Origin of the sequence: Nonomuraea solani (assembly GCF_900108335.1) — a bacterium.
Taxonomy (GTDB): domain Bacteria; phylum Actinomycetota; class Actinomycetes; order Streptosporangiales; family Streptosporangiaceae; genus Nonomuraea; species Nonomuraea solani.
This window is the reverse complement of the sequence record NZ_FNVT01000009.1, coordinates 157,352-182,433: the sequence shown is the minus strand read 5'-3', so window position 1 is coordinate 182,433 and position 25,082 is coordinate 157,352. Positions and strand designations below refer to the sequence as shown.

Here is a 25,082-nt window from a genome sequence, read left to right as displayed (position 1 = left end):
GTAAGGAACCTTTCTAACCTTTGACACTGCCGTCGGTGAGACCTGAGACGAAGTTGCGCTGGTTGACCAGGAAAACGGCCAGGACGGGCAGCGTCACGAGCACGGCCCCGGCCATCAGCGGCCCGTACCGCACGTTGCCCGTGGACAGGAACCGCGCGAGGGTGAGCTGGACGGTCTGGGTCTCCTCCGAGGTGGTGACCACGAGCGGCCAGAGGAAGTCGTCCCATACCGCGGTGAAGGAGAAGATCGCGATGACCGCGACCAGCGGCCGGGCGAGCGGGAAGTAGACGCTCCAGAACACCCGCCATTCGCCGGCGCCGTCCATCCGGGCGGCCTCGGCCAGGTGCGGGTCGGCGGTGCTGAAGTACTGCCTGGCCAGAAAGATGTTCATGGGCAGGACGAGATACGGCAGCACCACGCCGCCCAGGCTGTCCAGCAGCCCCGTCCCCCCGACCCCGGCCAGGTCGTTGCCGCCGGTCAGCGGCATGCTCTTGGCCATGAGGAACAGCGGGATCAAGGTCACCGAGACGGGGATCGCCGCCGTGGAGACCAGCGCGTAGAACAGGGGCGTGCTGCCGCGGAAGGGCAGCAGCGCGAAACCGTAGCCGGCGGCCACGGCGGCCAGGCAGTTCGTGAGCACGGCCACCGTCGTGACGACGGCCGAGTTGAGCAGCGCCCGGCCCAGATGGGCGTCGGTGAACGCGGTCACGAAGTTGTCGGTGGTGGGCTGCGCGGGAAGCAGCGACACCGTGCGAAAGGCGTCGTTCTCCGGCGTGAAGGCCAGACTGATCATCCAGAGGAACGGCATGATCACGAGCACTGAGGCGATGGCGAGAGCGGTGCGGTTCATGAGCGCCTCCCGCCGACGCCGCGGATGGCCAGGAACGAGAAGCCGACGATGAACGCGAACAGGACGAAGGCCATCGCGGACGCGCTGCCGAACCGGTTGTACTGGAACGCCTCGGTGTAGATCAGGTAGTTGACGGTGGTGGTGCTGCCGAGCGGCCCGCCCCTGGTCAGGACGTAGATCTCGGCGAAACCCTGGGCCAGGAAGACGATGTCCATGGCCACGACGTAGGTGAGCATCGGCCGCAGCCCCGGCAGGGTGACGTGCCGGAAGACGTTCCAGCGCGCCGCCCCGTCGACCCGCGCCGCCTCGTACAGGACGGTCGGGATGGACTGCAGCCCGGCCAGGAGCAGCACCATGTTGGCTCCCAGGGCCTTCCAGATCCGCATGGCGGCGGCGGCGTTCAGCGCCGGCCCCTCCTCCAGCAGCCAGCTCTGGTCCTGCAGGCCGAACAGGCCGAGAACCTGGTTGACCAGGCCGTTCTGGGAGTAGATCCACAGCCAGACCATGCTGACCGCGGTGAGCGAGACGATGTGCGGGACGTAGAGCGCCGAGCGGAACAGGCCGACACCGCGGAAGGGCCGCTTGGCGAGCATGGCCAGCCCGAGCGCGATGACGACGGTGATCGGCAGCACGATCAGCACGTACTTCCCGGTCACCAGCAGCGCCTGGCCGAACTCGGGGCTGTCCAGCAGCCTGGCGTAGTTGCCGAGCCCTACCGGCTGGGGTCCGGTGCGGCTGAGCGGGCTGTAGCGGGTGAAGCTGAGCGCGAAGCCGTACAGGACGGGCACGAGCTGGAAGCAGACGAGGTAGAGCGCGGCGGGCAGGACGAACAGCATGCCTGCCCACCGGCGCCGCACGGCGCGTGCGCTCATTCGCTCTTGAGTATCGTGTCGACTTCGGCCGCGGCCGCCGTCAGGGCCTCCTGGGCGCCGGTCTTCTTGTTGAGAGCCTGTTCCAGGTGCTTGGAGAGGGTGTCGCGGATCTGCGTCCAGCCCGGCACGTTGGGGTTGGGCCGGAAGTGGCCGGCCTGCTCGACGAAGGCCTGGATGACCGGGCTGCTCTTGACGTACTCGCTGCCGGCCGCGGAGACGCGCGCCGGGATCGCGCCGATGCCCTGCGTGTACCGGATGCTCGTCTCCGTGGAGATCATGTACGAGACGAACTTCCAGGCGAGCTCCTTCCGCGCACTGTCCTTGTTGATCATCAGGCCGGGTCCGGCGCCGCCGACGGCCACGCCCTGCTCCGCGCCCTCGAACTTCGGCACCGGCATGACCCGGATGTCGAGACCGGCGTTGGCCTTGACCATCTGCTGCACGGCCTGCGGCGCCAGAACGGTCATCGACGCGTCCCCGGTCACCAGCGGTTGCTGGGCGGTGGGCAGGTCCTGGTAGTTGCCGCCGAGCTGGTCGGCCACGGCGCCGGGCCCCTGGTAGGCGTCGATGAAGTAGCCGAGCGCCTTGACCCCGGCCGGCGAGGCGAAGGCCGCGCTCTTGCCGTCGGCGCTGAGCTGTGTACCGCCCGCGGACCCCAGCAGGCTCGCGAACGTCTGCTGGCGTCCGATCGGATGGCTCGGCAGCAGCAGGCCGGCATGCGTGATCTTGCCGCCGGCCCGCTCGGTCAGCTTCCCGGCGACCTCCTTGAGGGCCTCCCACGTGGCGGGAGGCTTGTCGGGGTCGAGACCCGCCTTGGTGAAGTCGCCGGCGCGGTAGGCGATGAGGTTGCCCTGCATGGACAGCGGCATGAGGTACTGGGTGCCGCCCACCTGGCCGCCGGGCAGCGCGTTGGCCAGGTCCTCGCGGTCCTGCGCGCCGAGCTTGGCGAGGTACGCGGTCAGCGGTTCGAGACGGTCGTTCTTCACGAAGTCGGCGACCGCGGCGGGGCCGTGGCCGAAGACGTCGGGCGCGGATCCCGCGGCGAAGGCCGCGTTCAGCTTGGTCGACAGGTCGGGCCAGTCGAGGAAGGTCACCGAGACCTTCGCGCCCGTCTCCTTCTCGAACGTCGGCACGATCGTGCCGGTGACCAGGTCGATCTCGGTCTTGTTGGTCCCGGGGAACCAGACGGTGAGCGAGTCGCCCGCCTGCTCGGCCGGCGGTGTCCCGCCTCCGCCCAGTCCGCACCCGGTGAGCAGCAGGAGTACGGCTCCCGCCGCCGACCGGCGATATCTGCTCATGATGGCTCCTAATTCGTATTAGATTCGGCGAACGGCTGATGCAGTGGGGTATCCGCGTTCCACATCAGCGGGGCGGCTTGATGGTGGTGCCGACGGGCGGCCCGCAGGGCACCGTCTCGTGATGGTCGGCGGGTATCTCACCGTCGAGCAGGTCCAGGAGAAGGGCGACCGCGCGCGCCCCCATCTCCCGCTTGGGCACGGGGATGTGGCTCCAGCCCCTGGTGGCGGGGGAGTCGGGGAGGAGGTCGAGACAGACCACCGACAGGTCCCCGGGAATCTCGACCCCTTCGGCGAGGGCGGCCGCGGCCACGGCGCCGGCCAGCTCGAAGGTCTCGACGAGCAGCGCCGTGGTCGCCGACGTCAGCACCTCCCGCAGCCACCGCCCGGTCACGGCCTCCGCCTCCACCAGGACCGGCGGGCTCGCGGCCAGCCTCGACCGGTGGAAGGCCGCACGCCGTTCCTCTTGCGGGCCGCGCCGCAGGGTCCCCCCCAGGTAGCCGGCGCGCGTGTGACCGGCCTCCGACAGCCGCTCGACCACGTCGGCGATGGCCCCGGCGTAGTCGGCGGCGACATAGGGCACCTGCGCGCCGGGCACGTCCCGGCGCCCTATGAAGACGAACGGGAAGCCTTCGGCCGCGAGCCGTACCAGCTCGTCGTCGTTACGTTCGAGGCCGAGGATGATCGCGCCATCGGCGAGCCGCAGCCGGTTGGCGCCCGCCCCATAGATGCTGCGCGTGCCGTCGGGGCCCTGGGTCGAGGCGAACAGCACCAGGTCCTGGCCCAGCTCGACGGCCTTCTCCTCGATGCCGATGAGAAACTCGTGGTAGTAGTCATGCGAGCGGACCGGGAAGACGCGCTCGAACGTGTGCACGCCGATCAGCCCGTTACGGCCGCCGCGCAGCGACCGGCCCGCCACGTCGGGCACGTATCCCAGTTGCCGCATCGCCTCGCGCACCTTGTCCCGCGTCGCGGCGGCGATGCCGTACTCGTCGGCTCTGCCGTTCAAAACTATGGACACGGTTGACTGCGAGATCCCCGCGACGCGCGCGATGTCCCGCTGGCTGGGCCGACCAGGCATGTGACTTCTTTCTCACCAGGTCTAATACGTATCAGGAACCCAAGCACCTCCACCGCCGCCTGTCAATGCCCGGCCCACTCCGCACGGGGCGCGGGAGCGTCAGCGGGTGGTGGCGATGAGTCCGGCGAGGTCGAGCGCGTCACCTTTGACGTCGGCCAGCCACTCGTCCTCTATGTACTCGAAGCCGCCGGTCTCGGTGTCGAGCAGGCCGATGCTTCCCGCCGTCACGCGTTGTCCGGGGTTGACGGGCTCGGGCTCCCATCTGGTGATCTTGGGTCTCACCAGTTGGGCGAGCGCGTAGGAGGTCGTGCGGCCGTAGCGGCGTGGGCCGTTGGGGTGGTGGTAGTGGCCGCTGACGTGCAGGCGCGGCCGCAGGTGTTCGATGAGCCGGGTCAGCTTCGGCGAGCCCTGCACGTTTCCGCGCCGGTCGCGTGACATCCCGTACGGGCCGTCGTGGGTGACCAGGATGTCCACGCCACCCGGTTCGACGGCGGTCAGCCGCGCGTAGGCGCTCTCGTCCAGGTCCATCTTCCCGGGAACCTCGATCAGCCCCAGGAACGCCACCCGCTGCCCGGCGACCTCGACCACGTTGCCGCAGGCGACATGGCGGTAGGCGCCGAGCGGGTCCACCGGCACGACCTCGGCGCCGGCCGCCTCGTGCAAGGAGGCCAGCCAGTCGTGATCCTCGTGGTTGCCGCTGACGAACAGCACCGAGGGGATCTTCCCGAGGGCCAGGCGCACGCCTTCGGCGAACGACGGCGACGGATCGAGCAGGCGGAAGAAGTCGCCCTGGGCGGGATGGTCCCGCCCGAAGCGGCGGCTGGACTCGTCGAAGCGCTCGGCCGACGGGTACGCGCCCAGATCCCCGACCTGGATCACGGCGTCGAGCCGGATCCCGCGACGATCCTGGAGCAGGACCGCGGCACCCAGCGCGTGCAGCACACAACCGTGGACATCGCCCACAAAAGCGATCTTCATCGCCTGACGACCTTTCGCGAAGAGCCATTCGGACATGGCCCGGCACCGGTCGAGCGGCGCAACGATGCGGTGTCAACCACCGGCCCTGAACCGGTGACTCACATCCCAGCGCTCCACCGCCATCTCGACGACCGAACCGAGTCGAGCATCGCATCCCCTCGGAAGATCGGTCAAATGGCGCCGCCGTCGCCGTTCGCGGCGATGACCAGGGAGCCGTCCGCCGTGGCCGCGATTCCGGCGAACGGCCGCGGTAGTCCGGGCAGGCCGGGCGGGATGAACAGGGCGGGTTCAGGGCCGGTCGCGGACGCGACCGGCAGCGAGCCGGCTTCGATCTCGACGTCGCCGGTGGCCAGGTCGACGGCGCTGATCCGCCCGGCGAGGAACTGGGCCACGTACAGGCGTCCGTCGGGTCCGAAGGCCATGCCGTTCGATCCCCACAGCGGGCGCGCCCGGACCAGCGACTCGGCCTCGCGGCGGTTCATCGGCCGGCCGCCAGGACCTCGTCCATGCCGCCCTCGGCGCGCCAGCGGCGCAGCAGGTCGTGGAAGGCGACGGGGCCGGGCCCGTACGTCTGGCTGCCCGGGCGGGGCTTGCCCTCGTTGTTGTAGTAACCGGGCGTGCATTCGGCCTGGAACCGGCTGTTGTCCGGCGCCAGCTCCCGGATGGTGGCGACCCACGCGTCCTCGGCGTCCCTGGCCGGCTCGACCACGGCGACGCCCCGCCGGCGGGCCTCGGCGACCACGGCGCCGATGTGGGTGGCCTGCTCCTGCAGGATGTGGACGAAGTTGACCGCGGAGGCGTTCTGCAGCGGGCCCAGGTGGAACAGGTTCGGGAAGCCGTGGCTGTAGAAGCCGTGCAGCGTGCGCGGGCCGTGCCGCCAGGTGCCGAGCAGCGGCGCGCCGCCCCGGCCGTACACCGGCAGGGCGCCGGAGACGATGCCGGAGAGGCCGACCTCGAAGCCGGTGGCGAAGATGACGCAGTCGACCTCGTACTTTTGCTCGCCGACCAGGACGGCGTTCTCGGTCATGCCGGTGATGCCGCCGTGGTCGGCGGTGTCGACCAGGGTGACGTTGGGCCGGTTGAACGTCTGCAGGTAGTGGTCGCTGAAGGTGGGCCGTTTGCACATGTAGCGGTACCAGGGCTTGAGCAGCTCCGCGGTGGCCGGGTCGTCGATGATCTGGGCCACGCGATCGCGGATCTGGTTCATCTTCTGGAAGTCGGCGATCTCGTCGAGGTGCGCGCGTCGCTCGGGTGACAGGGCGGTGTCGACGGTGCCGGCCAGCAGGTTGCGTTGCAGCCGTGCGGTGCTGGTCCAGCCGTCGTCGATCAAGTCCTGGCCGGCCTGGCCGCCGGTGACGACGGTGAGGAAGTTCTCCATCCGTTCCCGCTGCCAGCCGGGCTTGAGGGAGGCGGCCCAGGCCGGGTCGGTGGGACGGTTGTCGCGTACGTCGACCGACGAGGGGGTGCGCTGGAAGACGTACAGGTGCTGCGAGTCGCGCCCCAGGTGCGGGATGACCTGGATCCCGGTGGCGCCGGTGCCCACGATCGCGACCCGCTTGCCGGCGAGACCGTGCAGGCCGCCGTTCTGGTCGCCGCCGGTGTAGCCGTAATCCCAGCGGCTGGTGTGGAACGTGTGCCCGCGGAACGTCTCGATGCCCGGAATGCCGGGCAGCTTCGGCTGGGCCAGGGTGCCGGCGGACATCACGACGTAGCGGGCCCGGAAGTCGTCGCCGCGGTCGGTGCGCACCTGCCATTCGGCCGCGGCGTCGTCCCAGCGCAGCTCCGTGACGCGGGTGTGGAACAGCGTGTCGCGGTACAGGCCGTAGCGCTCGGCGATCGCGACGGCGTGCCGGCGGATCTCCTCGCCGGGCGCGTACCGCATGGTGGGCACGTAGCCGACCTCTTCGAGTAGCGGCAGGTAGATCGACGATTCGATGTCGCAGTGGATGCCCGGGTAGCGGTTCCAGTACCAGGTGCCGCCGAAGTCGCCGGCCTCGTCGAGCATCCGGATGTCGTCCACGCCGGCCTCGCGGAGCCTGGCGCCGGTGAGCAGCCCGCCGAAGCCGCCACCCACCACCAGCGCCTCGACCCGGTCGAGGGCCGGCTCCCGCTCGGCGCGCTCGGTGTAGGGGTCGGCGGCGTAGTAGCCGAACTCGCCACGGGCGCCCTGGTACTGGGCGTTGCCCTCGGGCCGCAGCCGGCGGTCGCGCTCATGGCGGTACCTGGCGCGCAGGACGTCCGGGTCGAAGCCCAGCTCCGCGACTGTCGGAGAGTGGTCCATGGATGCCCTTCCGATTCGGGAATTCAGGTGGGGACCGGGGCGTCGAGTCAGGCCGCCGTCCCACAACCGGACAATGCTGTCCGGTAGAAATGTAGTCGTCTGACTGATCGTTGTCGAATGATGGACACGCAGAGGTCAGCGGTCGGCGAGAGATGCCGCGCCCATGCCGATCGAAGGTGTCAGGGCACAGGAAAGTTTCAGGTGGCGGTTGCCGAATCGGCGCAGCTGACCAGCACGTTGGCCGACCGCTCTCTCCGGGAAGCGCCCGGGCAGCGCCGTGTCGTTGACGACGTCGTTCCGCCCTACCTACTCTCCGCTCAGAAATTATCTCTTCTGATCGACGAAACTTTCTCTGGAGGCATGATGAGAAGTTCCGTGCGGAGATGCCTCATCGCCCTCGCGGTCGTCCTCGTCGGCTTACCCTCGGTCACCGCGCTGCCGGCATCCGGCGCCGCGGCCGCCACGGTTTCGATCGACGCGGGACAGGCGCTGGCCACCATCCCCGCCGTCGGCGTCGGCATGAACGTGGCGGTGTGGGACGGCCGGATGAACGATCCGGTGACCTCGACCCTGCTGAAGGACGCGGGCGTCACCGCCGTCCGCTACCCGGGCGGCAGCTACGCCGACGGCTACCACTGGCAGACCCACACCACCGAGAACGGCTGGTACATGGCCGCCAACACCGAGTTCGACAAGTACGTGGCCACCACCCGGGCCGCCGGCGCCCAGCCGATCGTCACCGCGAACTACGGCTCGGGCACCGCCCAGGAGGCCGCCGACTGGGTGCGGTACGCCAACGTCACCAAGGGCTACGGCATCAAGTACTGGGAGATCGGCAACGAGGTCTACGGCAACGGCCACTACGGCGCCGAATGGGAGCTGGACAAGCACGCAAGCAAGAGCCCTGCCACGTACGCCACCAACCTGGTGCAGTACGTCACCGCGATGAAGGCCGTGGACCCCACCATCAAGATCGGCGCCGTGCTGACCACGCCGGGCAACTGGCCGGACGGCATCGTCGGCCCCGGCGACACGCAGGACTGGAACAACACGGTCATGTCCATCGCCGGCTCGCGCGTCGACTTCGTCATCGTGCACCACTACCCGTACAGCACCAACGAGGGCGAACTGCTGACCAAGCCGCAGGCCGAGATCTCCACCATGACCAGGGCGCTACGGGATCTGATCAACCGTTACGCGGGCCCGCACGTCGGCATCGCCGTCACCGAGGAGAGCTCCAACTTCGCGCTGAACACCTCTCCCTCCGGCCTGTACGCACCGGACGCCTACCTGACCTGGATGGAGAACGGCGCGTTCACCATCGACTGGTGGAACCTGCGCAACGGCACCGACTGCCAGAAGGTCACCGTCATCCAGGGCGCGACCGACTACAACGACGGCGGCATCGTGTCCAGCGGCGAGACCTGCGAGCCGCCGGCCAACACACCGTTCCCGCCGTACTACGGCCTGCAGATGATCACCAAGCTCGGCGGGCCGGGCGACGCGCTGGTCCGGGCGACCTCTTCCGGCCCGCTGCTGTCCGCCCACGCGGTCAAACGGGCCAACGGCGACGTCAACGTCATGCTGATCAACAAGGATCCGGGCAACGACGTCACGGTCGACCTCTCCTACAGCGGTTTCACCCCGTCATCGGCGACCCCGACGGTGTACTCGTACCGCAAGAACGCCTCGTCGATCGGCTCGGCGGCCACCGGCACGGCCGCCACGCAGACCGTGCCCGCCTACTCCATCGTGGTCGTCCAACTGCGCGCGGGCAGCGGCGGCGGCACGAGCGCCTGCCAGGTCGACTACACCAAGAACGAATGGCAGGGCGGGCTGACCGCGAACGCGACGATCCGCAACACCGGTAGCGGCCCGGTCAACGGCTGGCGGCTCACCTTCACCTTCCCCGGCGACACCAAGGTGACCAACGCCTGGAACGCGAGCGTGACGCAGAGCGGCGCGGCGGTGACCGCCACCAACGCCTCCTACAACGCCACCATCCCGGCGGGCGGCTCCCAGTCGTTCGGCTTCCAGGGCACCTGGACCGGCAACAACGCGAACCCCACCGGCTTCGCGCTCAACGGGGCCGCCTGTACCACCGGTCAGATCTCCGAGGCGGTTCGTCCATGACAGCGGAAGGGCCGGCCCTGATCTCCCGCCGCGGTGTGCTCGCGGGTGTCGCCGGTGCGATGGTCACGACAGGTTGCGGCTCGGCCGGTACGCCCGGCCGCCGCGGACCGGGCACGACCGGCGCGGACCAGTTGAAGCGGGCCCTGCCCGCGTACATGCCCAGCAAATCCGTCACACCGGACATCCCCAGCGTGGCCGGGGCCGGCGGGGCGGCCTCCGATCCGGCGTTCCTGAGCTACCCGGCCGACCCGGTACAGACCGTCACCGGTGTGCCCGGCTCCGGCGGCACGTATGTGACCCGGACCCCGCTGTGGGGAGCCATCCCGCCATCGAACGGCAATTCGTACTATGACGCGGTGAACGCGGCGCTCGGCGCCACGCTGAGGATGCGGCCCGCCGACGGCAACACCTACGTCGACGCCCTGCCGGCGTTGTTCGCCTCCGGGAGACTGCCGGACTGGACCCAGATTCCGTCCTGGGTCAACCAGCGGCTCAACCTGGGCACCGCGGTCGAGCGGTTCGCCGACCTGACGCCGTACCTGTCCGGAGACAAGATCGCCACGTATCCGAACCTGGCCAACATCCCCACGTCCGCGTGGCAGGCTGCCGTGTGGAACGGCAGGCTGTACGGCATCCCGTCCTACTCGACGACCAGCAACTTCCCCGGTTACCTCTTCTACCGCAAGGACCTCTTCGAGAAGGCCGGCGTCTCGGCGGAGGTCAGGTCCGCCGAGGACCTGTTCGCCCTCGGCGAGGCGCTCACCGATGCCAAGGCGGGCCGGTGGGCGTTCGACGACCTGTGGCCGTACCTGCTCTCCCCGATCGATGTGCTCGCCTCACCGCCCGGCGTCCGGCACCCGTGCCAGGAGCCGGACGTCCTGCGCCTGGGCGTCGAGCGGCCGGACGGCACGTTCGACGTGCTCGCCGAACTCGACGGCCGCTACCTGTCCACGGAGGTGGCCGGAGGCTTCACCGGCCGGGTGATCGGCATGTACGCCGCGACCGGTACGGTCGGGTTCGACTGGTTCGACTACGAGCCCCTGGAGCACGGCTAGGCCGCGTTATTCTTGCGCCGGGAACGGGTCCGCGCCGGTGAGAAGGGGAGCCAGGTTGTCATACGCCGAGACGGGGGAGCCGGTCGCCGACCGGGAGGGCCCGCGAGGTGATCCGGCCAGGCCGGTGACGATCTCCTACATCGCCGAGAGCGCCGGAGTGTCCATCCCCACGGTCTCCAAGGTCATCAACGGCCGTTCCGGCGTGTCCGCGGACACGCGCGCCCGCGTCGAGGCGCTGATCAACGAGTACGGGTACCGCAGGACCAACCGCAACAACCTGATGGAACTCGTCTTCGACGAACTCGAGGACCTGTGGGGCATCGAGATCATCCGCGGTGTCGAGCAGGTGGCCCGACGGCACCGGGTCGGGGTGGTGCTCACGGAGTTCGGCCCCGAACGCGACACCCTCACCTACCCCAGCGACGACACCCTGTCCCGCCGTCCGGCCTGCATCGTGACCGTGGCCCAGCTCTCGCAGGAGCAGCGCGACCAGCTGCGCGCCAGAGGCATCCCGTTCGTGGTCTTCGACCCCACCGCCGAGCTGCCCGACGACGTCCCCTTCGTCGGCGCGACGAACTGGTCGGGGGGCCGGTCGGCCACCCGCCACCTGCTCGGGCTGGGGCATCGGCGCATCGCGATGATCGGCGGCCCTGACCACGTGCTGTGCTGCCGGGCGCGCCTCGACGGCTACCGCTCCGCCATCGAGGCGGCCGGCCTGGCGGTGGACCTCGACCTGGTCGTCCGCACCGATCTCACCACGGAAGCCGGCCGCACGGCCGCACTCGACCTGCTCGGCCGCCCTGAACGGCCCACGGCGATCTTCACCTGCAACGACCTGCAGGCGCTCGGCGTCTACCAGGCCGCGCGGACGGCGGGGCTGCGGATCCCGGCGGACCTCAGCGTGGTCGGCTTCGACGACCTGCCCGTCGCCGCCCTGATCCACCCGCCGCTGACCACCGTCCACCAGCCGCTCACCGAGATGGCGGCGGCCGCCACCGAGCTGGCGCTCGCCCTGGGACGCGGCGAGGAGACCTCGCAGGTCGGCCTGGAGCTGGCCACCACCCTCAAGATCCGCGAAAGCACCGCACCTCCCGCCTCATGAAGGACACAGGTCCGAGCCGGCCGTTGATCGGGGTGCCGGTCATTTCGACCTTTCCTAGGGGATGGATGGCTGACGTACGGGATCGAGAGCAGGAGGCCGGTGGAGCCTCAGGGGGTTGAGGCGCGGGGAAGGAGGCTCAGTTGCTCGTCGATGCGGCGCAGTGACGTGGCGGGCACCTGGCCGTAACGGGCCAGGTCCATGAGGCTCAGGGACAGGGGGGCGGAGAGCAGCTCCGACTGCACCAGCGCGGGTGCTTCACGCATGAGGACGTCCTTGGCTCCGGTGATCTGCAAGAGGTCCAGGAGGGGAGCGTGCAGCAGGTCCGGGGCTTGGAGGTCGGCCTCCGGGGGCAGCGGGGCGGCGGTGTCGGCGGCGCGGTCTCGCTGCTCGCGTACGAGGAGATGTTCTGGTGTGATGTCGCCGTCGCGCGGGATGCCCAGGCGCTCGAACTGGCTGGGCGGCGCGTCGGTGTCGATCATGAGCCGGCGCAGCAGTTCGATCATGCGGAGTTCGACGTCGTCGTCGACGATCGGGATCTCCTGGGCCGGGTCGGTGTGGAGGTCGAACAGCAGGGTGCCGTGCTGCCACGGGTTCATCCAGCCGGGGGTGGCGGGCAGGCGCATGGTGCGTACGCCCTTGGTGAAGGTGAACGGCTCGGCGGGCTCCCACGTCTGCAACTCGCCGACGGAGAAGCGGGCGCGCATGTGGGTGGGCATGAGCGTGAACTCTTCGAGCGGGCCGTTGTCCCGGGTCTTGCCGGCGCGCATGTAGACGTAGCGGCCGTCGGTGACGTTGACGTGCCCGCCGTGGATGCCGAACAGCATCGCCTCATGGCCCTGCGTGGTGGCGAGGTCGTTGCCCTGCATGTCGGGGGTCGGCTCCAGGCCGAAGTAACGCAGCACGGTCGGCGCGATGTCGATGGTCTGGGCGAGCGCGCCGCGCCGCCGGTCCCGGCCGCCGGTGCGCGGGTCCCACAGGAACATCGGCAGGTGGACGAGCTCGTTGAACCACGGCATCACCGACTTGGCCCACCAGCCGTGCTCGCCGAGCAGGAAGCCGTGGTCGGTGTTGACGATGAGCAGGGTGTCGTCCCACATGGCGCGCTCGTCCATGAAGTCCAGCACCCGCCCGAGCGAGCGGTCGCACATCGTGACCAGGGCGGCGTACTCGTAGCGGGCGTGCTCGACCTGGTCCTTGGGTTCGAGGACCTTCTGGTACGGCGGCCAGTCGAACGCGGGCCCGTCGTAGTCGTGCGGGTAGCGGTCCTTGTAGTGCTGGTGGGTGAAGAACGGCTCGTGCGGGTCGAACAGCTCGATCTGCAGCAGCCACCGGTCGGCGTGCGCGTTGGTCCGCAGGAAGTGCAGGCCGGCGTCGACGGTGCGGGTCTGGGAGTGTTCCGCCTCGGTGGCCATGTACGTGCGGTTGATCGCGTCCTGGCGCCTCATCCCGCTCTCCCCGACGACGCCCTTCCACGGGTCGCCCTCCTGACCGCGGAAGAACTCCCAGGTGCTGTAGCGGGTGTGATAGGTCGCGCCGCCGTCCTCCCAGTAGTGCGGGTGATCGGAGGCCAGGTGGGTGTGCACGCCCGCTCGTTTGAGCATCTCGGGCATGGAGTCGTCGAACGGCTCCAGCGGCCCCCAGCTCCGGTGCAGGAAGTTGTAGCGGCCGGTGTGCATCTCGCGGCGCGCGGGCATGCACGGCATCGACCCGGCGTAGAAGTTGTCGAACGTCACGGCCTTGGCCGCCAGGCGCGCGAAGTTGGGCGCGTCGACGAAGGTGTCGGCGTACGGCGCGAGCAGGTGCCGGTTGAGGCTGTCGAACATGAGGATGATCGCCTTCATCGCACGGCCTCCTCGGCGGGCAGCGGGCTGAGCGGTTCCCCGTCGAGGAGGCGCCGGCGCAGCTCGGTGAGTGCGGCGATGTGGCGGTCCATCGCCGCGGCCCCCTGCCGATGCAGCCACTCGTCCATCTGGCCGCCGAGCTCGACGTCGTAGCCCGGCGGGGGCTCGTCGAACCGGGTGCGATCACGATGGCGATAGCGCGCCACCTCGCCCAGCCGGGTGTTGATCTCGATGTCGAGCAGGTTGATCACCTGCTCGGCGGTCATGAAGCCGGCATGGCCCAGCCGCGCGTAAAGGTCGGGGTCGCCGACCCGCGTCGGAGGGTTGTACGGGCGGTTCAGCCAGTCGATGAAGACCGTGTGGCCCTCTTCGGTCACGTGGTAGCGCTTGGCGTTGCTCGCCCCGGGGCGCTCCTCGATCGTGTGCTCGACCCAGCCGCGCTCCTCCATCGTCGCCAGCGTCCGGTACGCCTGGCTCATGGTCGTCTTCGAACGCTGGAAACGACCACGCGTGTCGAAGAACCTCTTCAGCTCGTAGCCCGTGCTGGGGCGGTTGAGCAGGGCTCCGAGGAGCAGAATCTCAAGCTTCATCAGACGTGCCCGTCGTCGTGACCAAGGTGACCGTGCCACAAGTGGAACGAAGTCACCATGGCACAAGTGTCATGATCTGTCTACGATGTAGACTTTCTATCTAGATTTGGAAAATATGTCTTGAATGGGCTGGGACCGCTTCCGTGTCCGGGCCGTCCGGAAGGAGGAGGTCGTGGCGCGCGAAGCCGAGGTCGATGGGGGCGGAGAGCAGCCGTCGCAGGGCACGGACTCGGATCTCCATCTCATCCGCGAGGCGGAGAAGATCGCCGAGGCGCTCGGCAAGATGTTCCCGGGGCTGTGCGAGGTCGTGCTGCACGACCTCCGCGACCCCGAGCACTCGATCCGCCGGATCGAGAACAACCTGTCCGGCCGCCAGGTCGGCGACCCGGCCACCGAACTCGGGCTGCGCCGGATCAGCGACCCCGAATACCCGGGCGTCATCCAGAACTACGCCAACCGGTTTCCCGACGGCAGGCCGGCGAAGAGCACCTCCATCGGGATCAAGAACGCGGCGGGCGACTACATCGCCGCCCTGTGCCTGAACCTCGACGTGTCGGTGCTGTCCCCGCTGACGCTGACGCTGGCCAACCTGGTCGCGACCGAGGTTCGGCAGCGCGACCATCCGCTGGAGACCCTCGGCGGCCGCACCAGTCGCGAGCTGCGCCAGGCCGTCGAGAAACTGGCGGCCGAGCGTGGCGTCGGCCCGCGCTCGTTGCCGAAGGACGTCAAGCGCGACCTCGTGCGGCAACTGCACGACGAGGGCTGGTTCGAGTCCCGCGACGCCGCCCGCACGATCGCCGATCTGCTCGGGGTGTCCCGGGCGACCGTCTACAACTACGCGAAATGAGGCAGGGCGCCGGGGCCGCACGACGGCTCCGCGGCCGAAGTGCAGGCGATCGCCGCCGTCAACTGATCCCGCTCTGCCGCTGTTCCCGTCCGTACGTATCGCAGAGGAGAATCCCCTGATCACCGCTCAGCCCGCCCTGTACGACCGCGCCGGTCGGCGATACGCCATCGACGAGCCCCGCTGGTGCGGCGACGACGGCTCCCCGCTCATGGTCGGCGAGCTTCCCGGCATCGGTCCCGGCGACGTCGACACCTCCGCACCGTCGCAGTGGCGCTACGCGGCCGCCCTGGCCCTGCCGGAGCTGGCACCGGTGAGCCTGGGCGAGGGCCGGACGCCGCTGCTGGAGCGCGAGCTGGCCGGCCTGCGGGTCCTCCTCAAGAACGAGGCCGTCAACCCGACGGCCAGCTTCAAGGACCGCGGCACCACCGTCATGGTCAGCGCCCTGCGAGCACAGGGAGTGAAGGCGATCCTCGAAGACTCCAGCGGCAACGGCGGCTCGTCGGTGGCCGCCTACGCCGCGGCCGCCGGGATGCGCGCCACCATCCTCACCCCGGAGACGACCTCGCCGTCCAAGATCACGCAGAGCCGCCTGCACGGCGCCTCGGTCGAGCTCATCCCCGGATCCCGTCAGGACACCGCGGACGAGGCGCTACGCCGGTCCCGGTCGGTGTTCTACTCCAGCCACAACTGGCACCCGCAGTTTCTCGAAGGCACCAAGTTGATCGCCTACGAGATCTGGGAGGACCTCGGGTTCACCGCCCCCTCGGTGATCGTCACCCCGGCCGGGGCGGGCAGCCTGGTCCTCGGATGCGCCATCGGGTTCGGCGAGCTGCATCGGGCGGGGGCGATCAGCCGGGTCCCGCGGATCCTGGTGAGTCAGCCCGCGCGCTGCGGTCCGCTGGTGGCCGCGCTGCAGGCCGGCGACGACGAAGTGAGCCCGGGGGACTGGACTCCGACCATGGCCGAGGGCACCTCCATCGCGCGCCCGGTACGCGACCGGGAGGTCCTGGCCGCGATCCGGGCGAGCGGGGGCGCGGCGACCGCTGTCGCTGAGAACGACCTCGGGCCGGCCGTTCTGGAGCTGGCCCGCACCGGGATCTACACGGAGCCGACGAGCGCGCAGATCGTTCCGGCGCTTCGGCGGTTCGCCGCCTCCGGGCAGATCACGCCGGACGACCAGGTGGTCGCGATCGTCACCGGGTCCGGCCTGAAGGCGGGCGCGGTGATGGCCCGGCTCGCCGAGACCGCCTGCCGTCAGGTGCTCGGGCCGCTCACGTCGACGTAGCAGAGCGCGTACTCCGGGCCGCCGGTATGGGTGAGCAGCAGCGCCGCCGAGCCGGGCGGGCCGGCGGTCACCGGGATCTCGATCCGGCCGTCCGCACCGACCACGGCGGGACCGGAGACGGAGAGTCCGAGTGCCTCCACCCTCACCTGGCCGGTGGCGGTCCACGGGGTCAGGTGGGCGTTGACGGTGCCGGGCCTGCCGGTCTCCAGGGTGGTGGGCTCGCAGCTCAGGTCATAGCCGCTGTAGACCTCCAGCTCCCATATCGACAGCCCGTACCGGGTGGCGGGGACGCCCTCGACGCGCACGTACCTGGCTTCGAGGGGAGAGCGGCCGATCGTGTCCGTCAGCCGGGTCTGCGGCTTGCGCACGCGGGCGAACTCCGTCCATTGGACGCCGTCGGCCGAGATCTTGACCGTGTAGTCCGTGGCGGTGGCCGCCTCCCAGAGGAGCTTCACCTGACTGACCGGGCGCGTCCGGCCCAGGTCGACCTGGACCCAGCGGGGGGTGATGGGCGGGTCCTCGCGCTGAGAGGCCCAGCGGGTGGTGGCGTTGCCGTCGTTGACCAGCGCCGCGCGCACGGCGTCGGCATAGGAGGAGTCCACCGTGACCGGCCGGTTCAGTGCCAGGTTCTCCCGGGACGGCGCCGGCGGTCCGGGCACCCGCTCCTCCGCGAACGCCTCGATCTCCCAGAGTGACGGCCCGTACTGCGTGCTGTCCCGCTGGAGGGTCTGGACGCGCAGGTGGCGGCCGGTGGCCTGGACGGGCAGGACATCCGGCCCGCCGTCGCTGCCCGACGCGGGAGTCCGGTAGACGTCCGTCCACGTCGTGCCGTCGTCGGAGACCTGCAGCGCGTACTGCCTGGCGAAGGCGCTCTCCCAGCTCAGCCGGACGGTGCGCAGGGTCTTCCGCGCGCCGAGGTCCACCCGCAGCCAGGTCGAGTCGGTGTTCAGGCCCTGCCATCGGGTCGACATGCTGCCGTCCACGGCCATGGCCGGTGTACGGTCTCCCGTGCTGCCATCGGCGCCGGCGGGCCGGCCCTGAGCGAGGTTGACGACGCTGGTGGCCGACATCTCGGCGACGTCGTAGCCACCGCGGCCCGAGAGCATGAGCACCCGTGCGAACCGGGCCGGCTCCCCGGCGACCGGCGTGTTCACCTGCGCGCCGGTGCCGTTCGTGACGAACTCATGGTCCTTCCAGGTCACGCCGTCGAGAGAGCTCTGAACGACGTACCTGGTGGCGGCCCGCCTGCCCCACGTGAGGCGGACACCGGTGAGCAGGGATCCTCGGGGAAGCTCGTACCGCAGCCACTGGAAGTCCTGGCGGTCCGAGCGCCAGCTCGTCGCCGGGTCGCCGTCGCCCGCGAGCGCCGGCGCGGTCACGGCCGTGCCGGCGGTGAGCCGCCGGTCCGGAAGGTCAGGGGTGTCGGTGAGCTCCTGAGTGACCGGCTTGCCGAGCTCGGCGCCCGAGCCCAGCTCGAAGACGGCGTACCGGGACTTGCCCGATCTGGTGAGGGTGAGGGTGACCGTGAGAGTGGCGCCGGGCACGTCGGGGACGGAGGCGGTCACCTTCGGGTTCGAGCCCGGGCCGTCGAGCATCACCAGGCTCGGCCGGTCGGCCGACAGGGTCCGGCCGTTGCCGAGATCGAGCGTGCCCGGCTTGGTGAACACGGCCATGGTGCGGCCCAGACCGGCGTGCGTGACGGCCTGGACGTCGGCGTCGTTGCGAAGGACGCGTACGGCGGGTTGCCGGGCGTAGGCGCGGGTTCTGGCCTCGGAGGCGCCGGGCAGGACGATGTAGGCGTAGCCGGCGTTTCCGGGCTTGACCCCGTGGTCCACGTAGAGCGTGAAGACGTTCCTGCTCACCGGCTCATGGCCGATCCAGCTTCCTGTCCGTGCCTTGCTGGAGACGCGCAACGCGCCACCGTCCGGCATGACATATCCGGTCTTGTCGTTGTAGGCCCAGGTCGCGCCGTCCCGGGCGCCGCGGTCGGTGCCGTGCGGCACCGCGGCGCCGTCCACGGACGTGGTGCCGCGGGCGACCGCCTGGTTGAGCGTGGTGTAGACCGGCCCGGTCGCGGAGGAGGAGATGTCGGCGCCGAGCGCCACCATCTCGTCGTCGAAGGTGAAGTAGCTCTTGGTGCCCTTGGTCTGGCCCTTGTCGAGCTGGAGGGTGGTCGCGCCGTACCTGCCGTCGGACACGCCGCCGACGAACGTGCCCGCGTTGGCGCTGACCCCTGCGGTCGTCTTGAGCTGGTACGGGTTGGTCACGCCGGGGTACTGGTACCAGTCGAAGACGGGGAAGAGGCCGGTGTACTCGTCACCGTCGACCTGGATGGCGGTCGCGCCGGCGGAGTTCCACTCGATCTCGTTGCCGATCTCGGGCCGGAGCGTCGACCGATATTCGCCGGCCACGGTCCGCGCCGAGTTGAGCCGGGTGTAGATGGAATAGCCGGGACGGGCGTGGCCGCTGAACTCCGACCGCCAGAAATACTTGTTCCCCTCCGTGCCGTTGGAGGCCGCCGTGCCCATGATGTTGTCGAGCATGCGCTGGTAGGCGGCCGCGTTCAGGGCGTCGGTCCGTATCATCGCCTGAAGGGGCACGATGAACTCCGCGGCCCCGGTGGAGACGCCCTGCACCGTCCTGGCCGGCCGGTAGCCCAGGTAGAGCAGGCCGAACTCGCGCCGCACCATCCACCGCGTCCCGCCCAGGATGTAGTCGGCGACCGCGTCCAGCTCGGCCCGGGTGAAGGCGAAGGAGGTCTCGCGGGCGAGGTCCGCCCAGATGGCGACGCTGTTGAAGAGGATCATGCCGTAGCCCTCGCTGTACAACTGCGCGCCGTGTGCCCAGAAGCTCCCGTCCACCTGGACGGCCTCGGTGGACGAACCGGTGTGGTTCACCGCCAGGGCCTTCGCCATGGTCCGCAGGCCCGTGCTGATGGTGGCCGGGTCCTGCCTGCTGAGCGCCTCGAACAGATAGTTCTGCGTACGCCAGGAGCCGTTCGCCCCGATCGGGTCGGCGATGCCGGTGTTGTGTTTGAACGCCAGGTCGAGCGCGTCCGGGGCGAGCCGGTCGCCCGTCAGGAGTGAGACGCGCCCCATCACCATGGACTCGCCGACCTCGGTGTCCCACCAGTTCCTGCCGCCGGGATCGGCCCGCTCCCAGTACACGAGAGACCGGTTGAGCGCGTCCAGCAGGGCGGGATCATCCGCACCCGGATGATTCGGGGTCCGGTAGGCCTGCGCGATCGCGTTCATGCGGCTCAGCGCGATGGACGGCTTCCACGTCGCGCCGTTGGCGGAGTTGGTCCGGTCGGCGTAGTCGACGTCCGCCCACGACCCGTCGGGGCGCAGCGAGGCGACGTAGTCGAGCGCCTGCGAGGCGCGGGCCATGACGTTGCCGTTCCAGATGTGGATGTCGTCGCCGAGGGAGATCAGCTGGTCGCGGGCGCGTGCCGTCATCACGGAGATGTCCTCTTCCACGGAGACATTCCGCTCCGCGGAGGCGGGCTGGGCGGGTGTGATGAGGGGGAGCAGCAGGGCGAGGGCGAGTAAGACGGGCAGGCGCAATCTCATCGGTGCCTTCTCTGGGGTGGGGCGGTCGTGCGGGGAGGCGTCAGCGGGTGCGTTCGAGCCGGGCGATGCCGATCTTCGTGTCGGCCATGCCGTAGAAGACGTACAGAGTGCCGCCGATGTCGGCGGCGGTGGTGGGGAAGACGACGTTGGGCACCGTTCCGGACACCTCGTCGATGGTCTCCGGGCTCAGGAGGGGTTCCTTGGACCTGGTGAGGACGCGCGCCGGGTCGTCCGCGTCGAGGATCATGGCTCCGGCCGAGTAGACGGCGCCCTGCTGCTGGTCGAACGGGTTGTCGCTGATCGTGCCCGCCGCGCCGTGGTGCAGCATGAGCCACCCCTCGGGTACGCGGATCGGCGCCGGTCCCGCACCGAGCTTCAGCTCCTCGTACGGGTACTCGGGCAGGGCCACGAGGCGGTGACCGCGCAGCCGTACCAGGGCCGTGGGGTCGAGCGCGACCTCGGCCAGCGGCACGTAACTGATCCAGATTCCCGGCCGGTCGTCGTGCAGCCCGGACGGCAGGGGAGAGCCCTGGCCGGGGCGGATCGTGCCCAGGTCCCACATCGGCCGGTGCAGCATGGCCAGGCTGGGCGTACCGTCGGGCGCGATCACCGGCTCGGGGAAGAACACGGCGTCCTTGTTGGGATAGAGGTTGAGATCCACGTCCAGGCCGTCGTCGTAGCCGAACTGGACCGGCCCGAGCCGCCGCCACTCCCGCAGGCCGGCGGAGGTGGCCAGCGCGAGCCGGGGGCCGAGCGGCCCGAAGGCGACGTACGTCATCACGTGCAGTCCGAGCACCGGCAGGTGCGTGACCCGCGGATCCTCGACGCCGGCGTTGCCCGCGCCGCGCTCCCAGCCGCGGTCGGGAGCCAGCACCACGCCCTCCCGCCGGACCCCGGCCGGAACCCCGTCCACCACCTCGACCCTGGCCAGGCCGATCCGTGAGACGTTGCCCCGCGCGACGAGCCGGGGGAGCAGGTAGAGATGCCCGTCCGGCCCCCAGCCGGCGGCGGGGTTCAGCACGCCTTCGGCCTCGAAGGGCTCGTCCGCGTCCGGGGCCATGAGCACGCCGGCCCGGACGAGGCGGTATGGAAAGGTCATCCCTTGATCCCGTCTTCGATGACGCCACGGACGAAGTAGCGCTGGAAAGCGATGAACAGCACGATCACCGGCACGGCGAGCAGCGTCGACGCGGCCGTGACCGTGCCCCAGTAGTTGCCGCCCCCGGCCGTGGCGTGGGCGCCGGAGCCGAGAATCCCGACCGCCACCGACAGCGGCTGCCAGTAGGCGTCGCGGACGACGAGCAGCCCCCACAGGAAGTCGTTCCACGGCCCGATGAACGTGATCAGGGTCGCGATCAGGAACGCCGGCTTGGTGAGGGGGATCGCGATCTTCCACAGGATGCGCAGGTTCCCGGCGCCGTCGAGGTAGGCGGCGTCGAACAGCTCCTGCGGCAGCCCGCGGAAGAACTGGCGGAAGATGATGATCGCGGTCGCGTTGACGGCCATCGGGAAGATCAGCGCCAGGTAGTTCCCCGGGCCGGGCCGAGCCCAGCCCCATTCGCTGACCATGATGAACAGCGGCACCATGAGGAGCTGGAACGGCAGCGCGAGCGTGAAGAGGATCACCGCGAACAGCGTGTCCCTGCCGCGGAAGCTGAGCCGGGCCAGCGCGTAGCCGGTGATCGAGCCGATCACGAGCGTGATGGCCACGACGCCCAGCGTGTAGACGGCCGAGTTGAGCAGGTTCCAGGTGATCGGCAGCTCGGCGAAGATGAACGTCCAGGTGCTGAAGTCGAGTGACGCAGGCACGAGGGAACCCGTGGAGCCGGGCGGCGACACGCTGGTGATGATCATGAAGTAGAACGGGAACAGGAAGATCAGCCCGCCCAGGGCCAGGATCGTGTAGCGGACGATGCGCGTCACGTTGTGCGTTCCTCCAGGAAACGGCGCTGTAGCAGGACCACCGCGACGACCACGAGGGCGACCACGATTCCGATGGCGGCCGCGTAGCCGAAGTCGAGCGACTGGAAGCCCTTCTGGTACAGGTAGAGGACCGGAGTCATGGTGGAGTTGAGCGGCCCGCCGCCGGTCATCAGGTAAGGCTCGGCGAACACCTGGAAACCGGTGATCGTCGACAGCGCGATCACCAGGGCGATCGCGGGCCGCAGGCCGGGCAGCGTGACGTGCCGGAAGCGCTGCCACCAGGTTGCGCCGTCGGTGACCGCCGCCTCCTCCAGCGACCTCGGGATGGTCTGCAGCCCGCCGAGGAACAGCAGCACGTAGAAGCCGAGCGATTTCCACGTCACCACCACCGCGATGGTGGGCATGGCCAGCCACGTGCTCGTCAGCCACGGCAGCCCGTCGAACCCGAGGACCTTCAGGAAACCGTTGAGCATCCCGTCGTCGGTGGACAACATCCACTTCCACAGCAGCGCCACCACGACGGTCGAGGTCACGTACGGCAGGAAGTAGACCGTGCGGAAGAACGTCCGGCCGGGGAAGCTCGCGTTGAGCGCCACGGCCAGCGCGATCCCGCAGACCAGCGTCAGCGGGAGGTTGACGGCCAGGTAGACGAAGGTGTTGACGAGCGAGGTGAGGAACAGCGGATCCTGGAACAGGGTGAGGAAGTTGCCCAGGCCCACCCACGGCCTGTCACCGGAGATCAGGCCCCACTCGTGCAGCGACATGTAGATGGCGAACCCGAGCGGGTAGGCGATGAAGGTGAGGAAGAACACCGCGTACGGCAGCGTGTACAGCCAGGAGCCGCGGTTGTGGGGCTTGCCTCCTCTGGCGCCCACGGTCATGCCGGTCATTTCCCGACGAGCTGGTCGACCTGGTCGGCGGCTTGCTTCAGGGCCTCGGCGACCGGCTGCTCGCCGTAGATCGCGGCGCTCTGGTAGGCGGTCGACAGGGCCGTGAGCACGTCGATGGTCTTGGTCGACAGGTCCAGGTCCAGCACGCTGCCGGCCTGCTCGACGAACGGCACCAGCAGCGGGTTCTCCTTGAAGAACGCCTCACCGACGTCGCCGGCCAGCGAGGTGCGCAGCGGGATCTGCTTCATGTCCGACAGGAACGCGGCGTCGTTGTCCGCGTTGAGGTAGAACTTCACGAACTCCCATGACGCGGTCTTGACCTTGGCCGTGGAGAAGATGACCACGTGCTTCATGTCGCCGTACGTGGTCACGGTGCCGGTGGCCTTGGCGTCGGGCACGGGCACGGTGCTGATGCCCGCCTCGGCCGTGACCTCCTTGGTCATGCTGGGGATGTTCCACGGGCCGGAGAAGTAGAACGCGCTCTTGCCCTGGTTGAACGGGTTGGTGTCGTCCAGGCCGGCGCTGCTGCGCGCGTTGTAGCCCTTGGCGAAGACGTCGCGCCAGAAGGTCATCGACTCCACGCCGGCCTGCTCGTTGAACGCCGAGGCGTCGACCTTCGCGGTCAGCAGGCCGTGCCCGGCCGCCGCCAGGTAGGTGGGGTACCAGTCGAAGTTCCGGTGCCACCAGGTCTGGTCGATCGACTGGGCGATGGGTGCGATGCCGGCGGCCTTGAGCGCCTTGAAGGCGGCCAGATACTCGCTGTAGGTGGCGGGCGGCTTTTCCGGGTCGAGCCCGGCCTTCCTCAGCAGGGCCTTGTTGTAGAACACCATGACCGGGTTGGTGCGCCACGGCACGATGGAGAGCGAGCCGTCGGCGGCGCGGTAGCCGTCGAGGATCGCCTGGCCCGAACGCTCCGTCACGAAGCTCTCGGCGTCGGGGAACTCCTTGCTGAGATTCAGGATGCCACCGGACTCCGCCAGCGACGGCGCCTGTGCCGTGGACGCCCCGATGAGGATCTCCGGGGTGCTCTTGGCCGCCACCGCCGCGGCGATGCCGTCCTCCGAGGCGGTGGCCGCGGGCAGGTCCTGCGCGACGAACTTGGTCGCGTGGCCGGCGTTCCACTTCTCGACGACCTTGCGCACGAAGTCGCCCTCCGTCCCGGCGGGCGCCCAGATGGTGAGCGTCTGAGCGCCCGCCGGCTGCCCGGCCGGAGCGCCGCCCCGCTCGGCGGAGCAGCCAGCGATGGTGAGGGAGCCTGCCACGGCCAACGCCGCGACGGACTTTCTATTGATCCACACTGGGAGTCCCTTCCGTGCTGAACCGGTTGTGCATCGTGAACGTACAGATGTGAAACGTACGGGTCAAGAGTGTTTCAGGTGTGTGTTGAACCGGTTCTGCTAGGGTGTGAGGTATCGTTTCGGCCATTCGGGGGAAGAAAGGTGTCCATGCAGGGGCGTCCGACCATCAACGATGTGGCGCAGGCGGCCGGGGTCTCCAAGAGCGCGGTTTCGTACGCGCTGTCCGGGCGCGGGCGCATCGGCGCGGAGACCCGCGAGCGGGTGCTCGCCGTCGCGGCCGAGCTGGGCTGGCAGCCCAGCCAGCAGGCCCGCGGCCTGTCCAGCTCGCGCACCTACGCCGTCGGGCTCGTCTTCGCCCGCCCCGCCGAGCTGATCGGCGCCGACCCGTTCTTCGCGCCGTTCATCGCCGGCGTGGAGGCCGAGCTGAGCCACCACAAGTACGCCCTGCTCTCCCAGGTGATCGTGGGCGGCGAGGCCGAAGAGGAGGAGGGCTACCGCCGCCTCGTCAGCGGGGGCCGCGTGGACGGCATGATCCTCACCGACCTGCGCGACTTCGACCCCCGCATCGGCCTGCTGCGCGACCTCGGGATGCCCTACGTCGCCGTGGGCCGTCCGATGCAGGCCATCGACGGGCCCGCGGTCAGCAACGACGACTCCGCGTCGGTCACCAGCGCCGTCGACCACCTCGCCGACCTGGGCCACCAGCGCATCGCCCAGGTCTCCGGCTCGCGGGCCCTGGTGCACGGCCTCGAACGCGAGCGCGCCTTCCACCGCGCGCTGGCCGCGCGCGGCCTGTACGCGGGCACGGTGATCCCCGGCGACTTCACCGGTCAGAGCGGCGCCGAGGGGATGTCCGCCCTTCTCGGCCTGTCCCCCCGGCCGACCGCGGTCATCTTCGCCAACGGCCTCATGGCCATCGCCGGCATGCAGGAGGCCGCACGTCAGGGCGTGTCCGTGCCCGCCGACATCTCCGTCGTCGCCTTGGACGACAATCCGATCGCGCCTTTCGTCACGCCGGCGCTCACCGCCGTGCACACCGACGTCCTGCTCTGGGGCTCGCTCAGCGCGCGCACGATCATGGCCTGGATCGAGGGCGAATCGGACACCTCGGACGTGACGCTCACCAGCGAGCTCGTCGTCCGCGGCTCGACCGCGCCGCCACCGTCGCCCTGAACGACTTCGGCGGCTC

Annotated in this window: 20 protein-coding genes; 6 read left to right on the top strand and 14 right to left on the bottom strand. The window is 69.7% G+C overall.

Going from position 1 to position 25,082, the window contains the following annotated elements; translation table 11 throughout:
• Positions 1-13: 13 nt before the first annotated feature.
• From C4V41_RS30485 to C4V41_RS30455, 7 genes are all read right to left on the bottom strand, one after another.
• Positions 14-850 (bottom strand): carbohydrate ABC transporter permease, encoded by an 837-nt coding sequence (locus C4V41_RS30485; protein WP_103959412.1) that lies wholly within the window; start codon positions 848-850, stop codon positions 14-16.
• Positions 847-1,722, bottom strand: a complete 876-nt coding sequence (locus C4V41_RS30480) for a carbohydrate ABC transporter permease (protein ID WP_103959411.1) — start codon at positions 1,720-1,722, stop codon at positions 847-849. The genes C4V41_RS30485 and C4V41_RS30480 overlap by 4 nt, the downstream gene beginning before the upstream one ends.
• A complete protein-coding gene (locus tag C4V41_RS30475; protein ID WP_103959410.1) occupies positions 1,719-3,020 on the bottom strand; it encodes an ABC transporter substrate-binding protein in 1,302 nt (433 codons plus the stop codon). The genes C4V41_RS30480 and C4V41_RS30475 overlap by 4 nt, the downstream gene beginning before the upstream one ends.
• Positions 3,021-3,084: 64 nt before the next feature.
• Entirely contained in the window at positions 3,085-4,098 is a 1,014-nt protein-coding gene (locus C4V41_RS30470; RefSeq protein ID WP_103959409.1) for a LacI family DNA-binding transcriptional regulator, read from the bottom strand.
• A 99-nt stretch (positions 4,099-4,197) separates the two neighbouring features.
• Positions 4,198-5,076: a metallophosphoesterase family protein gene (locus C4V41_RS30465; protein ID WP_160150438.1), complete on the bottom strand. Its 879-nt coding sequence runs from the start codon at positions 5,074-5,076 to the stop codon at positions 4,198-4,200.
• A gap of 170 nt (positions 5,077-5,246) precedes the next feature.
• Positions 5,247-5,558, bottom strand: a complete 312-nt coding sequence (locus C4V41_RS30460; protein WP_103959407.1) for an NHL repeat-containing protein — start codon at positions 5,556-5,558, stop codon at positions 5,247-5,249.
• Positions 5,555-7,357 carry a flavin-containing monooxygenase gene (locus tag C4V41_RS30455; protein WP_103959406.1) on the bottom strand — a complete coding sequence of 601 codons (1,803 nt, stop codon included), beginning with the start codon at positions 7,355-7,357 and terminating at the stop codon, positions 5,555-5,557. Before C4V41_RS30455 ends, C4V41_RS30460 begins: the two co-directional genes overlap by 4 nt.
• A gap of 375 nt (positions 7,358-7,732) precedes the next feature.
• Here C4V41_RS30455 and C4V41_RS30450 point away from each other — a divergent pair, with 375 nt between their 5' ends.
• From C4V41_RS30450 to C4V41_RS30440, 3 genes are read left to right on the top strand one after another with little or no spacing between them, the layout of a single operon-like run.
• Positions 7,733-9,490: a cellulose binding domain-containing protein gene (locus C4V41_RS30450; protein WP_200824324.1), complete on the top strand. Its 1,758-nt coding sequence runs from the start codon at positions 7,733-7,735 to the stop codon at positions 9,488-9,490.
• On the top strand, positions 9,487-10,545 hold the full coding sequence (locus C4V41_RS30445; protein ID WP_103959404.1) for an extracellular solute-binding protein: 1,059 nt from the start codon (positions 9,487-9,489) through the stop codon (positions 10,543-10,545). The genes C4V41_RS30450 and C4V41_RS30445 overlap by 4 nt, the downstream gene beginning before the upstream one ends.
• A 55-nt stretch (positions 10,546-10,600) precedes the next feature.
• Positions 10,601-11,647 (top strand): LacI family DNA-binding transcriptional regulator, encoded by a 1,047-nt coding sequence (locus C4V41_RS30440; RefSeq protein WP_235030461.1) that lies wholly within the window; start codon positions 10,601-10,603, stop codon positions 11,645-11,647.
• Between the two features lie 107 nt (positions 11,648-11,754).
• On the opposite strand, the gene C4V41_RS30435 is transcribed toward C4V41_RS30440, so the two are convergent.
• Positions 11,755-13,488: a sulfatase gene (locus C4V41_RS30435; RefSeq protein WP_103959403.1), complete on the bottom strand. Its 1,734-nt coding sequence runs from the start codon at positions 13,486-13,488 to the stop codon at positions 11,755-11,757.
• A complete protein-coding gene (locus C4V41_RS30430; RefSeq protein ID WP_103959402.1) occupies positions 13,485-14,078 on the bottom strand; it encodes a PadR family transcriptional regulator in 594 nt (197 codons plus the stop codon). Before C4V41_RS30430 ends, C4V41_RS30435 begins: the two co-directional genes overlap by 4 nt.
• Positions 14,079-14,250: 172 nt before the next feature.
• Between C4V41_RS30430 and C4V41_RS30425 the strand changes: the two genes are divergently transcribed.
• Both C4V41_RS30425 and C4V41_RS30420 read left to right on the top strand, forming a co-directional pair.
• The gene (locus tag C4V41_RS30425; protein WP_235030460.1) at positions 14,251-14,925 is read left to right on the top strand and encodes a helix-turn-helix transcriptional regulator; all 675 of its coding nucleotides are present in this window, start codon (positions 14,251-14,253) and stop codon (positions 14,923-14,925) included.
• Positions 14,926-15,133: 208 nt separating this feature from the next.
• Positions 15,134-16,210 (top strand): pyridoxal-phosphate dependent enzyme, encoded by a 1,077-nt coding sequence (locus tag C4V41_RS30420; RefSeq protein WP_200824323.1) that lies wholly within the window; start codon positions 15,134-15,136, stop codon positions 16,208-16,210.
• On the opposite strand, the gene C4V41_RS30415 is transcribed toward C4V41_RS30420, so the two are convergent.
• From C4V41_RS30415 to C4V41_RS30395, 5 genes are read right to left on the bottom strand one after another with little or no spacing between them, the layout of a single operon-like run.
• The gene (locus C4V41_RS30415; RefSeq protein WP_103959400.1) at positions 16,180-19,782 is read right to left on the bottom strand and encodes a polysaccharide lyase family 8 super-sandwich domain-containing protein; all 3,603 of its coding nucleotides are present in this window, start codon (positions 19,780-19,782) and stop codon (positions 16,180-16,182) included. The two genes, C4V41_RS30420 and C4V41_RS30415, sit on opposite strands and share 31 nt — an antisense overlap.
• 40 nt (positions 19,783-19,822) lie before the next feature.
• Positions 19,823-20,881: a glycoside hydrolase family 130 protein gene (locus tag C4V41_RS30410; protein WP_103959399.1), complete on the bottom strand. Its 1,059-nt coding sequence runs from the start codon at positions 20,879-20,881 to the stop codon at positions 19,823-19,825.
• A complete protein-coding gene (locus C4V41_RS30405) occupies positions 20,878-21,705 on the bottom strand; it encodes a carbohydrate ABC transporter permease (protein WP_103959398.1) in 828 nt (275 codons plus the stop codon). The genes C4V41_RS30410 and C4V41_RS30405 overlap by 4 nt, the downstream gene beginning before the upstream one ends.
• Positions 21,702-22,595 carry a carbohydrate ABC transporter permease gene (locus tag C4V41_RS30400; protein WP_103959397.1) on the bottom strand — a complete coding sequence of 298 codons (894 nt, stop codon included), beginning with the start codon at positions 22,593-22,595 and terminating at the stop codon, positions 21,702-21,704. The genes C4V41_RS30405 and C4V41_RS30400 overlap by 4 nt, the downstream gene beginning before the upstream one ends.
• Positions 22,592-23,893: an extracellular solute-binding protein gene (locus C4V41_RS30395; RefSeq protein ID WP_103959396.1), complete on the bottom strand. Its 1,302-nt coding sequence runs from the start codon at positions 23,891-23,893 to the stop codon at positions 22,592-22,594. Before C4V41_RS30395 ends, C4V41_RS30400 begins: the two co-directional genes overlap by 4 nt.
• 147 nt (positions 23,894-24,040) lie before the next feature.
• Between C4V41_RS30395 and C4V41_RS30390 the strand changes: the two genes are divergently transcribed.
• Positions 24,041-25,066 carry a LacI family DNA-binding transcriptional regulator gene (locus tag C4V41_RS30390; protein WP_103959395.1) on the top strand — a complete coding sequence of 342 codons (1,026 nt, stop codon included), beginning with the start codon at positions 24,041-24,043 and terminating at the stop codon, positions 25,064-25,066.
• The last annotated feature ends 16 nt before the right edge of the window (positions 25,067-25,082 follow it).

Coding starts and splice junctions, on each gene's coding strand:
- C4V41_RS30465 (WP_160150438.1), bottom strand. CDS start 5,076: ATGAAGATCGCTTTTGTGGGCGATGTCCACGGTTGTGTGCTGCACGCG.
- C4V41_RS30460 (WP_103959407.1), bottom strand. CDS start 5,558: ATGAACCGCCGCGAGGCCGAGTCGCTGGTCCGGGCGCGCCCGCTGTGG.
- C4V41_RS30420 (WP_200824323.1), top strand. CDS start 15,134: ATGGTCGGCGAGCTTCCCGGCATCGGTCCCGGCGACGTCGACACCTCC.
- C4V41_RS30475 (WP_103959410.1), bottom strand. CDS start 3,020: ATGAGCAGATATCGCCGGTCGGCGGCGGGAGCCGTACTCCTGCTGCTC.
- C4V41_RS30435 (WP_103959403.1), bottom strand. CDS start 13,488: ATGAAGGCGATCATCCTCATGTTCGACAGCCTCAACCGGCACCTGCTC.
- C4V41_RS30415 (WP_103959400.1), bottom strand. CDS start 19,782: ATGAGATTGCGCCTGCCCGTCTTACTCGCCCTCGCCCTGCTGCTCCCC.
- C4V41_RS30430 (WP_103959402.1), bottom strand. CDS start 14,078: ATGAAGCTTGAGATTCTGCTCCTCGGAGCCCTGCTCAACCGCCCCAGC.
- C4V41_RS30480 (WP_103959411.1), bottom strand. CDS start 1,722: ATGAGCGCACGCGCCGTGCGGCGCCGGTGGGCAGGCATGCTGTTCGTC.
- C4V41_RS30470 (WP_103959409.1), bottom strand. CDS start 4,098: ATGCCTGGTCGGCCCAGCCAGCGGGACATCGCGCGCGTCGCGGGGATC.
- C4V41_RS30455 (WP_103959406.1), bottom strand. CDS start 7,357: ATGGACCACTCTCCGACAGTCGCGGAGCTGGGCTTCGACCCGGACGTC.
- C4V41_RS30410 (WP_103959399.1), bottom strand. CDS start 20,881: ATGACCTTTCCATACCGCCTCGTCCGGGCCGGCGTGCTCATGGCCCCG.
- C4V41_RS30485 (WP_103959412.1), bottom strand. CDS start 850: ATGAACCGCACCGCTCTCGCCATCGCCTCAGTGCTCGTGATCATGCCG.
- C4V41_RS30445 (WP_103959404.1), top strand. CDS start 9,487: ATGACAGCGGAAGGGCCGGCCCTGATCTCCCGCCGCGGTGTGCTCGCG.
- C4V41_RS30400 (WP_103959397.1), bottom strand. CDS start 22,595: ATGACCGGCATGACCGTGGGCGCCAGAGGAGGCAAGCCCCACAACCGC.
- C4V41_RS30390 (WP_103959395.1), top strand. CDS start 24,041: ATGCAGGGGCGTCCGACCATCAACGATGTGGCGCAGGCGGCCGGGGTC.